This is a genomic window from Bifidobacterium reuteri DSM 23975, assembly GCF_000741695.1.
Lineage (GTDB): Bacteria > Actinomycetota > Actinomycetes > Actinomycetales > Bifidobacteriaceae > Bifidobacterium > Bifidobacterium reuteri.
In genome coordinates this window covers 1-10,301 of record NZ_JGZK01000015.1, presented here as the reverse complement: position 1 = coordinate 10,301, position 10,301 = coordinate 1, and the positions used below count along the sequence as shown (strand labels likewise).

8 protein-coding genes and 1 tRNA gene are annotated in these 10,301 nt (G+C 61.9%); 4 read left to right on the top strand and 5 right to left on the bottom strand.

The features are described from left to right. A partial coding sequence (locus tag BREU_RS09360) for a transposase (protein ID WP_044095940.1) occupies positions 1-187 on the top strand: 187 nt, incomplete at its 5' end. A 359-nt stretch (positions 188-546) separates the two neighbouring features. On the opposite strand, the gene metG is transcribed toward BREU_RS09360, so the two are convergent. Beyond that, positions 547-2,409 (bottom strand): methionine--tRNA ligase, encoded by a 1,863-nt coding sequence (metG, locus tag BREU_RS09355; RefSeq protein WP_044095937.1) that lies wholly within the window; start codon positions 2,407-2,409, stop codon positions 547-549. A 504-nt stretch (positions 2,410-2,913) separates the two neighbouring features. On the opposite strand from metG, the gene BREU_RS09350 reads away from it, so the two are divergent. After that, the gene (locus BREU_RS09350) at positions 2,914-3,585 is read left to right on the top strand and encodes a hypothetical protein (protein ID WP_044090638.1); all 672 of its coding nucleotides are present in this window, start codon (positions 2,914-2,916) and stop codon (positions 3,583-3,585) included. After that, positions 3,582-3,941: a variant leucine-rich repeat-containing protein gene (locus tag BREU_RS12460; protein ID WP_238567055.1), complete on the top strand. Its 360-nt coding sequence runs from the start codon at positions 3,582-3,584 to the stop codon at positions 3,939-3,941. The genes BREU_RS09350 and BREU_RS12460 overlap by 4 nt, the downstream gene beginning before the upstream one ends. A 48-nt stretch (positions 3,942-3,989) precedes the next feature. Here the strand turns inward: BREU_RS12460 and rsmI are convergent, their stop codons facing one another. The 3 genes from rsmI to BREU_RS09330 form a co-directional block, all read right to left on the bottom strand. Then, positions 3,990-5,006: a 16S rRNA (cytidine(1402)-2'-O)-methyltransferase gene (gene rsmI, locus BREU_RS09340; protein ID WP_238567054.1), complete on the bottom strand. Its 1,017-nt coding sequence runs from the start codon at positions 5,004-5,006 to the stop codon at positions 3,990-3,992. Between the two features lie 332 nt (positions 5,007-5,338). Continuing rightward, positions 5,339-5,411 (bottom strand) — tRNA-Ala (locus BREU_RS09335). A gap of 106 nt (positions 5,412-5,517) precedes the next feature. Further along, positions 5,518-6,942 carry an MFS transporter gene (locus tag BREU_RS09330; protein ID WP_044095935.1) on the bottom strand — a complete coding sequence of 475 codons (1,425 nt, stop codon included), beginning with the start codon at positions 6,940-6,942 and terminating at the stop codon, positions 5,518-5,520. A gap of 81 nt (positions 6,943-7,023) precedes the next feature. Here BREU_RS09330 and BREU_RS09325 point away from each other — a divergent pair, with 81 nt between their 5' ends. Then, a complete protein-coding gene (locus BREU_RS09325) occupies positions 7,024-8,067 on the top strand; it encodes an FAD:protein FMN transferase (RefSeq protein ID WP_044090632.1) in 1,044 nt (347 codons plus the stop codon). Positions 8,068-8,364: 297 nt separating this feature from the next. Here BREU_RS09325 and BREU_RS09320 read toward each other — a convergent pair whose 3' ends face one another. Beyond that, positions 8,365-10,206 (bottom strand): ABC transporter ATP-binding protein, encoded by a 1,842-nt coding sequence (locus BREU_RS09320; protein WP_044090631.1) that lies wholly within the window; start codon positions 10,204-10,206, stop codon positions 8,365-8,367. Between the last annotated feature and the right edge of the window lie 95 nt (positions 10,207-10,301).

Genomic DNA, 10,301 nt, shown 5'->3' with positions numbered 1-10,301 from the left:
CGCCACTTCGACATCCTCCATCAACCATCCGTTCCGGAACTGTCCAACGCCAGGMCTCGAGGCCATCAACAACAAGATCAAGACCACCATCAAGATCGGCTACGGCTACCGCAACCTCGACAACCTCATCAGCCTCGTCATGCTCAAATGCGGAGGACTTGACCTCCAACTCCCCGGACGCCAATAACCAGAAGGCCGGACCAGTGCTCCACACCCACACAAACACCCGAAGAGCCTAAAAAAAGAAACCCGGCGGAGGGGGCCGCCGGGTGAGAGAGAAGAGAGAAGAAGGGTTCAGTTATGGGGTTCGAAGAACCTCGCCACCGGTATGAACTTCATTCCGTTGACATCTTCTATATAACCGCTCCATGCTTGGCGAATTGATGTGCTTGTCTGGGAAAAGTCTTGGCGGAGTGTGACGAATTTGTGACGCCCGCCGACAACCGGCCTCGCATTGTCGGGGCTTGACCGCACATACGGCAACGGGCCACCTCGCAACACTTCATGTGCGAGGTGGCCCGTCAGCTACGAGCTAGCAATGCCGAATCATTCGGCGGCGAGCTTGGCCTTCTCGGCGGCCAGACGCTCGGCTTCGGCGGCACGGCGAGCAGCCAACGCTTCATCGAAGCGAGCCAGCTCCTCTTCCACGGCCTCGGTCGGAATCTTGGCGAAGATCGGCGCGGGCTTAGGCACCACGGCGCCGACCTCGATTGCCTCGCTCTTCCACGGGTGCACGTTCACACCGAGCTCGTAATCGCCGGTGATGATCGGATACGTGAAGCCGGGCTTGTCGAGATCCTCGACTTCCTTGAGCTCAGGCAGCGGCGAGAAGGTGCCGGTGCCGCCGAGCGCCTCCCACACCTTCTGTGCGGAGTGCGGCAGGAACGGCGCGAGCAGGTGGTTCGCGTCAGACACGGCCTGAGCGGCCACGTGCAGCACGGTGCCGAGACGAGCCTGGTCGTCCTTGATCTTCCATGGTTCGGTGGCGGAAATGTACTTGTTGATGTCGCCGACCACACGCATCGCCTCGGACAGGGCGTGCTTCTGGTGGTGGGTTTCGATGGAGGAGCCGACCACGTCGAACGCGGCGGAAGCCTCTTCCAGAAGGCCACGGTCTTCGTTGGTCATCGAATCCTCGTCCAGCGGCGGAATCTCGCCGAAGTTCTTGTTGATGAGGTTGGCCACGCGGTTCACCAGGTTGCCCCACGAGGAGGCGAGCTCCTCGTTGTTGTGGCGCACGAACTCGGCCCACGTGAAGTCGGAATCCGAGGATTCGGGGCCAGCCACGGAAATGTAGTAGCGCACGGCGTCCACGGGGTAGCGGGCGAGGATGTCCTTGACGTAGATCACGATGCCGCGGGAGGAACTGAACTTCTTGCCTTCCATGGTCATGAACTCGCTGGCCACCACCTGCTCAGGCAGGTTGAGCGGACCCATCGGGCCGGTTTCGCCGCCCTTGGAGCCCTTGCCGTTGTACGCCAGCATTTCGGACGGCCAGATCTGGGAGTGGAAGGTGATGTTGTCCTTGCCCATGAAGTAGTAGGCCGGGCACTTCGGGTCGTTCCACCATTCGCGCCACTTCTCCGGGTCGCCCTGGCGGCGGGCCCATTCGATGGAGGCCGACAGGTAGCCGATCACGGCGTCGAACCACACGTACAGCTTCTTGTTCGGGTTGTCGATCCAGCCTTCACCGGCACCGGGATACCAGTCGATGTCGCGGGTGATGGCGCGCGGCTTGACTTCCTTGAACAGGCCAAGCGAGAAATTGATGACGTTGGTACGCCAGCCCTTGCGGGTCTCCAGCCAAGCCTTGTTGGCTTCGGCGAGCGCCGGCAGGTCGAGGAAGAAGTGTTCGGTCTGCTCGAAGCGGGGGGTTTCGCCGTTGATCTTGGAGACCGGGTTGATCAGCTCGTCCGGGTCGAGCTCGTTGCCGCAGGCGTCGCACTGGTCGCCGCGAGCACCTTCGGCGCCGCAGATCGGGCAGGTGCCTTCGATGTAGCGGTCTGGCAGTGTGCGGCCGGTGGACGGGCTGATGGCCACCTGCTGCGTGCCCTTGTAGATGTAGCCGTTCTCCAGGCACTGCTTAAACATCTCCTGCACCACGTGCTCGTGGTTGCCGGTGGTGGTGCGGGTGAACAGGTCGTAGCTCAGGCCGAGGTCGCACAGATCCTTGGCGATGACGCGATTGTAGCGGTTGGCCAGCTCCTGGGCTGTGAGGCCTTCCTTCTCGGCTTCCACCAGGATCGGGGTGCCGTGCTCATCGGTGCCGGAGACCATGAGCACGTCATTGCCCTTCATGCGTTCGTAGCGCGCATAGACGTCGGACGGCACACCAAAGCCGGCGACGTGGCCGATATGACGGGGGCCGTTCGCATACGGCCAAGCAACATTCACCAATACATGACTCATAACCCCCGATTATCCGGCGCATTGCGGACACGCTGGGAATAAGAACAGTCCTGTGGACTGTTCGCCAACGTGTGCGAGACGACAGTCGAGCCAACAAAGCGCGGGCAAAGCCCGACCACAATTGCAGGACCACGCTGGGAATAAGAACAGTCCTGCGGACTGTTCGCCAACGTGTGCGAGACGACAGTCGAGCCAACAAAGCGCGGGCAAAGCCCGACCACAATTGCAGGACCACGCCGTACTGCGCCCCGCCAATCATCCGTCCACAATCATCCGCCCGCCGCACTTATCCACTTATCCACTGTTTTCGTCATGCCGATGGCACGCGGGCGCGCGTTGTGCCACGGTAGGGACATGAGTACCGATATGAACGCCGCAGGCACCGGCATCGCGCCTCGCAACAGCACGCCTCGCAACAGCACGCCTCGCAACAGCACGCCTCGCAACAGCACGCCACACAGCAGCACGCCACACGCAACGAGGAACGCCAATGGCCCACGCGCGATGCATCCAGCCGGCCGCTCATCGCATTCCGACACGACGCGCCCGTCCACACTGCCGTCCATCACCTCTGCCGCCACCCCATGCCAACCGACAGTGCCGATACTGCTGCATACCAACGATCTGCCCGGCCCGCTCAGTCTCAGTCGGCTCAGCGCATTCGGCACCGTCAACCAACTGGACGAATTCTCGGGCTACTGGTCCGATCACGCCAACACGCTGTACGGCCGAGCCGCCATCGTGGCGTCTATTGCGCCCTTCGGCACAGTGGCCTGCACCTATACCGCCGCATGGGTTTGGCTGGGCGGCGACCCGTTTCCCAACACCATCGACGTGATCTCCACCTCTCATTTCCGTTCGTCGACCGTCGGCCGGCGCATCCGCGTGTTCAAACGACTGACACTGCCCGAGCAGATACTCAAAATCGGATCCCTCACCATTACTACGCCGGCCCGCACCGCCTGCGATCTGGTCATGGCGCCCGAAAGCGACCCGGATCCCTCCACCATCAACGCCCTGGTGTGCCAACTGATGTCCGCATACGAATTCCAGCCGGACGACTGTCTGCAAATCGTCAAAGAGCATCGGCATCACAAATACGCGGCCCGCGCCAAGGAGTTCTTCACCGCCATCCAGCGCGAGATCGACGAAATCACCACGGAGCGATACTCATGATGGAATGGAACCACCGGCGACCTCGTATCCGGAAACGGTCCTCGCAGCGACTGCATCGTCTGCGCCAATCGCATCGGCTTCCCCAGTCTTCCTCCACCGCTACGGCATCCGCCCCTATCTCCGACTTGACCACTCCCCCCGCCCCGCCAATCGCCCTGACGCCGCTCGTGGCATGCGATCCGTCGACTGAAGCGGAGACGCTCTGGCACATCGCGCTTCATGTGCCAGAGCTGCGACGGTGGATTGTGGCGAATCCTTCCGCCGATGCGCCGATTCTGGAGTTCATCTCCCAGGCGGGCGGGCCAGGCGTTAGGCAATCGCTCGAAATACTGCTCGAATCATTGGAGGATGAGTAACGAACAGTTCCGCTGACGGACGCTAGCCGCGGGCATCGGCTGCGAACGTCAGCCGCGGATCTCCAGTACCGCGGAATACACCTGCTTGCGATTGGCCAACGATCCGTCCGGCAGCGGGTGTTCCTGCACGACCTGGGCAATGGCATCCTTGATGCGCAGCCCGTCTTCGAGCGCACGGTCGATGGCGAGCACAGCCATATCCTCCACACTCAGCATGTTGGGGGCCGCAGCCTCGGCCTCCTCATTGGACGCACCGGCGATCACCAGTACCATTTCGCCACGCGGCGGGTCGTCGATCACGCCTTGGCGAATCTCGCCTATCGGCCCGCGACGCACCTGCTCATAATCCTTGGTGAGTTCGCGGCACAACGCCATCGGGCGGTCAGGACCGAACGCATCGAGCAGGTCGTCCATCGATTCGGCGATACGATGGGGCGTCTCGTAGAACACGATGGTGCGACGTTCAGGCAGCAGCGCGCGCAGGGCCTGTACGCGCTCGGAGTGCTTGCGCGGGAGGAATCCTTCATAGCAGAAGCGGTCGGTGGGCAGGCCGGAGAGGGCAAGCGCATCGAGCACAGCGGACGGGCCCGGCGCGCAGGTCACCGGCAGCCCGCGTTCGATGGCGCGGCGCACGATGGCCAGACCGGGGTCGTTGATGGTGGGCATGCCGGCATCCGAAACCACCAGCACTGTGGCACCAGTCTTGACCTGATCGAGCAGGCCGTCCGCCTTGGCTCGCTCGTTGTGGTCGTGGTAGGCGACCACGCGGCCGGTCACATATACGCCGAGACGACGGGCCAGATCGTACAGTCGGCGGGTGTCTTCGGCGGCGATGATGTCCGCACGCTCCATCAGCGCGACCAGGCGGGCGGAGGCGTCGCCGATATTGCCGATCGGGGTCGCGGCGAGCACCACGGTGCCGGCGGGAATCTCGACGGCCGCTTCACGGGATTGCGCATGCGGAGCACTGTCGGCGGCAGCTTCGGCGACGGGAGCGTCACCGTTCACCTCCCTCTCATCGTCGGAGCGGAACTGTTCGGTGAAATCGGTGGCACGTGTCGTCATATCTCCAGTATTGCCTAAGCCACGGAGCATTTCACTACATAGCGAACGCTGTTTCTCCGTTACGAGGGGCCGACTACCGTCTTTCGGAACATCTGCCTGCCTTACAGGGGTCCCGCTCCGGGACAGCAGCCATGCGAAGCAGCGCGCAGCAACGATTCTGCCACGCACCGCCCCGAGCTGCCGGAATCAAGCCAATCAGCAAGAATGTTTGGCAAAATCGTTGCGGTTTGAGCTATGCCGACGACGCTATGCCGACGACAGCACCTCGTATCGCAGATAGTCCAGATAGCGCGAAAAAGAAAAACCCTCCGGGGTGGAATCCGGAGGGTTCGTGGAGCTGACGGTAATCGAAACCGCGACCTTTTCGATGCGAACGAAACGCTCTACCAACTGAGCTACAGCCCCTTGGCGTGTTGCTCTGCTCCGCAAAGCAACTCGCAACAGTATAGTACGAAGTGCGGTCAAACGCAATTCGGCGTGGGACGTCGCTCGAGAGGGAAAGAGAAGGGAATCACGCCTTACGCGCGCCAAGCACGTCAAGCACCTTCTTCTCGTCATAGAACGCGAACACGATGCCGCCGATGCCACACAACACAGCCGCACAAATGGCTGCGATGCGGTAACCGGCACCGGATGCCACGCCAATCGTCGACACACCGGTGAACAGCAGCATGGCCACGGACTGGCCCATCTTCATCGCGAAGGTGCGGGCGGCGTAGAACATACCCTGACGATCCTGACCGGTGACGCGCGAGCTGGCGTCGGCGATGTTGGCCACAATGGCTTGCGGCAGAATGCCGAACGCGGCCATCGGAATCGCCCCCACCACCGAGAGCATCAGCCCTGCGCCATCGCCGGCAGGAAGCCAAGCACCGGAGCCGAGCGCGCCGGCGAACGCGAACGCGCAGGTGAAGATCACGAACGCCACCAGCAGCAGACGCTTCTTGCCCACGCGGTTGGCCAGCAGATTCACCGGCAGATAGAACAGCACGGAGACGCCGGTCATGAGCACGAAGTAGATGGTCGTGGTGGTTTCGGGGAGCTTGAGCAGCGAGGTGACGAAGAACGGCAGTCCGGTCTGGAAGGTGGTGATGGCCACCCAGTAGACCACGTCGGAGCAGACGAACTTGCGGAATTCGCCGTCGCCGAAGGTCTGCTTCAGGGATTCGATGGTCGATTCGGAGGTGGGCTGCGAGTTGACGTAGTCCTTCTCGCGGATGGCGAGTGGCGGCACCAGCATGCAGGCGAACGCCACGGCGGCCATGATGGTGAAGGTCACGCGGATGGCGGTGATGCGGCCCATCGCCGGCACGAAACCGCCCCAGATCACCGGCGCCACATACGCAATGGCCGTGCCCGCCACCCACGTGAAGGAGATGGCGGTGGAGATGGTGAGCTGCTGCTTGGAGTCATGGCCGAGTTCGGCGATGAGTGCGTTGTATGGCGTGCAGTAGAACGTGAGGGCGATGTAGTAGCCGATAACGGTGACGAACAGGAACGCCGCGTTGGCCCAGCTGGTGCCGTTGATCGGACTCCAGAATACGAGCACAGTGATGATGGCGAGCGGCGCTGCGGCGAACTTGAGGAACGGCATGCGGCGGCCGGAACGAGCGTTGCACCGGTCGGACAGGGACGCGACCGCGGGGTCCACAAACGCGTCGAAGAAACGGGCGAACGCGGTGATGCCGCCCACCACGGTCACTATGCCGAGCACCACGAGGCCTTGCGGCACGAACACGGTCTGGCCTTGCGAGATAGTCTCCTGGTCGGGCTGGTAGAAATACACCAGCCAGTTGGAAATGATGCCGGAGAGCAGCGCCCAGCCGAACTGACCGATGGCGAACGCCCACACCTTGGGCAGGGGCAGGTCTTTGATGGATGATTTCGACGATGCAACTTGCGCTCCCGTTACATTTGCTGTAGTCGTATTGCCCATTCCCATACCTCCGAATCAACATTGACACAGTGTCAAAATCCAGTATACACCGGGAGAACCACGCGTTCTACGATGGTAGGCATGACTGGTTTGACCGAACGATTGCCGCACGTCGCCGCCTTTCCCGCTGCGTTGGGCACCGGACTGCTACTGCACACCGATGCCGCACTCAATGATGGGATTCGAGACCGGATTGGCACGTTCATCGACACATACGAGTCCGCGCTGTCCCGGTTCAGAGGCGATTCGACTGTCGGCCGGATGCGTACTGCCGGGCACGGCGGCACGTTCGATTTCCCAGAATGGTGCGGTCCGCTGTTCGACCTGTATGATCGCCTGTTCGACGCCACCGATGGCGCAATAGACCCATGCGTCGGCGAGGATTTGATTCGGCTTGGTTACGATGCCGCTTATTCGTTTGCCGTTGAGTCCGACGCCGCCGAACATGCAGGCGCAATTCACGGACGGGCCGTTTGGCCAGTTGACGTTGAGCGCCATGGCACGACGCTAGTGACGCACGGACCGGTCGCGCTTGATTTTGGTGCGTGCGGCAAGGGGTATCTGGTGGATCTGATCGCAGAGATGCTGGAGGCGGCCCACGCAGCGCCCCAGCCCGTTCAATACGTCATCGACGCAGGCGGGGACTTGCTGATTCACACGAACACGCCAATCACTATCGCACTGGAGGACCCCGCCAATCCGGCCAACGCCGTAGGCGCGGTCGGAATCAGCCAAGGCGCATTCTGCGCGAGCGCCCCCAGCCGCCGCCATTGGGGCGAGGCGGCCGGACATCAGCTGCATCATCTGCTCAATGCCATCGACGGGCTCCCGGTAGACGAGGTGGCCGCCACGTGGGTTGCGGTGGAGATTGAATCATCTCAAGATGATGCTGGCCGGAAAGGCAACCGTGCAGTCAGACGGGAAGTCGATCGGGAAGCCGGGCTGCGCAATCATGACGTCCCTCCCGCATATTCCACGGCCTTGGCCGACGGATTGGCCACCGCCCTGTTCACCACCCCAGCCAACCAGCTGCGCGCCCACTTCGCCTTCGACTGCGCCATCCTCAACGCCGACCGCACCGCCGCACAATCCGCCGGATTCCCCGGCGGCTTCTTCGTGCGATGATTCTGCGTACTATTTCAAGCTATCTCGGCTCAATGAGGTACATTTCACGTCTTACAGAGAGCTATCTGCCTTACGTGAGGTACATGATCCGGTAGCCCGAGGCCAACAACCGCAGAATATCGCTATCTCCACAGGCTGAATACCCGCAGTTCGAGAATCAAGGTACCTCATTCAAAGCAGATAGCTTTCCGCAAAACGTGAAATGTACCTCATTGAAAGCAGATAGCCATCCATATTCATCAAGAACCACTCCGCATGCAGCCCCGCTGCACGACTCGGGGCGCAGAAGACACGCCATCAGGCGATTTGCGCAAACTGGCTGTTGTAAAGGTCGGCGTAGAAACCGCCAGCCGCCAGCAACTCGTCATGGGTGCCGCGTTCGATTACATCGCCGTGGTTCATGACGAGGATCATGTCGGCGTCGCGAATCGTGGAGAGGCGATGCGCGATCACGAAACTCGTCCGGCCGACGGTCAGCGCGTCCATGGCCTTCTGGATGAGCTCTTCGGTACGGGTGTCGACCGAGGAGGTGGCCTCGTCGAGAATCAGGATCGGGGCGTCCTGCACCATGGCGCGGGCGATGGTAAGCAGCTGCTTCTGGCCTGCGGACAAGGCGGACTTGTCGTCCAGAACCGTGCCGTAGCCCTGCGGCAACGAGCGCACGAAGTGGTCCAGTCCGACGGCGCGACAAGCCGCCACGATCTGCTCGTCGGTGACGCCCGGCTTGGAGTAGGCGATATTCTCGCGCACGGTCCCGCGGAACACCCATGTGTCCTGCAGCACCATGGAGAACTGGTCGTGCACGTTCCACCGCGGCACGCTGGCCGTGTCCACGCCGTCGATGGAGATCGAGCCGCCGGAGATCTCATAGAAGCGCATGAGCAGGTTGACCATAGTGGTCTTGCCGGCGCCGGTCGGCCCCACGATGGCGACCTTCTGGCCGGCGGCAACCGAAGCGGAGAAGTCATGGATGATCGGCTTGTCGGGCTCGTAGCCGAACTGCACATGCTTGAATTCCACGTCGCCCTTCACCGGATGCCCGTCGGCCCCCAGCAAGGCGGACTTGCCGGATTCGTCGGCCATCTCCGGCTCCTCGAGGAAGCCGAACACGCGCTCGGCGGCGGCCGCGCAGCGCTGCAGGTTCTGGAACGCCTGGGCGAACTGGGAAAGCGGCTGGGTGAACAGGCGGATGTACATCATGAACGCCACGATCACGCCGAACTCGATCTGCCCGTCCATGGCGAGCGCAGCACCCACCACGCACACCACCACGTAGCCAAGGTTGCCTACGAACTGCATGAGCGGCATCATCAGGCCGGAGAGGAACTGCGACTTCCAACCGGAATCGTACAGGTCGGCGTTGTACTTCTCGAAACGCCTGATTGAATCCGCCTCGCCGTTGTATGCCTTGACGATGAGATGCCCGGCGTACATCTCCTCCACGTGTCCGTTCACATCGCCCAGCGCGACCTGCTGGCGCACGAAGTACTTCTGCGAGGTCTTCATGATCACCATCATGAGCACCATGCCGAGCAGGCTGGTTCCGATGGCGCACAGGGTCATGATCACGTTGTTATAGAACATCATGACCAGCGCACCCACGAACAGCGCCACCGAGGTGATCAGTGCGCCGAGCGACTGTCCCAGCGTTTGGCCGATGGCGTCCACATCGTTGGTGATGCGGGAGAGCACGTCGCCGTAGCTGACCTTGTCGAAGTACTTGAGCGGGAGTTTGTTGATTTTGACCGAAATCGACTCGCGCAGCCGCTGGGCGGTGCGCTGGGTGACGTTCGCCATCAGCCAGCTCTGCGCGTAGCCGAGCACCGCGTATCCCACGTACAGCGCGACCAGCATCCACGCGATGCGGCTGACTTCGCCGAAATCGATCGATCGCATGACCGGCCGGCCGTTCACGATGGCGGGCAAACCGTTGACGATGGCGTTGGTCATCTCCTTGAGCTTGTCCGGGCCGATGATCTGGCAGATGGTGCCGATCGCGCCCAGCACGAGCGCGACCGCGATGACGGGAATGTAGTTGCGGCAATAGTGCACGAGCTTGCCCATGACTTTGCCGAAATCGTTGGGCTTTTCGACCGCGCGCCCTGCGCCCGGCCCGTGCCCCATAGGTCCTCTTGGCATGTGTTGCTCCTTATAAGTCCGTATTGGCCTCCCTCTGATGAGGGGGGCTGTCAGCGAAGCTGACTGGGGGGAGAGATTCACTAGCCCGCCGTCTC

What these genes read in the sequence shown, in the direction of transcription:
- BREU_RS12460 (WP_238567055.1), top strand. Translation starts at nt 3,582, where the DNA reads ATGATGGAATGGAACCACCGGCGACCTCGTATCCGGAAACGGTCCTCG.
- BREU_RS09325 (WP_044090632.1), top strand. Translation starts at nt 7,024, where the DNA reads ATGACTGGTTTGACCGAACGATTGCCGCACGTCGCCGCCTTTCCCGCT.
- rsmI (WP_238567054.1), bottom strand. Translation starts at nt 5,006, where the DNA reads ATGACGACACGTGCCACCGATTTCACCGAACAGTTCCGCTCCGACGAT.
- BREU_RS09320 (WP_044090631.1), bottom strand. Translation starts at nt 10,206, where the DNA reads ATGCCAAGAGGACCTATGGGGCACGGGCCGGGCGCAGGGCGCGCGGTC.
- BREU_RS09350 (WP_044090638.1), top strand. Translation starts at nt 2,914, where the DNA reads ATGCATCCAGCCGGCCGCTCATCGCATTCCGACACGACGCGCCCGTCC.
- BREU_RS09330 (WP_044095935.1), bottom strand. Translation starts at nt 6,942, where the DNA reads ATGGGCAATACGACTACAGCAAATGTAACGGGAGCGCAAGTTGCATCG.
- metG (WP_044095937.1), bottom strand. Translation starts at nt 2,409, where the DNA reads ATGAGTCATGTATTGGTGAATGTTGCTTGGCCGTATGCGAACGGCCCC.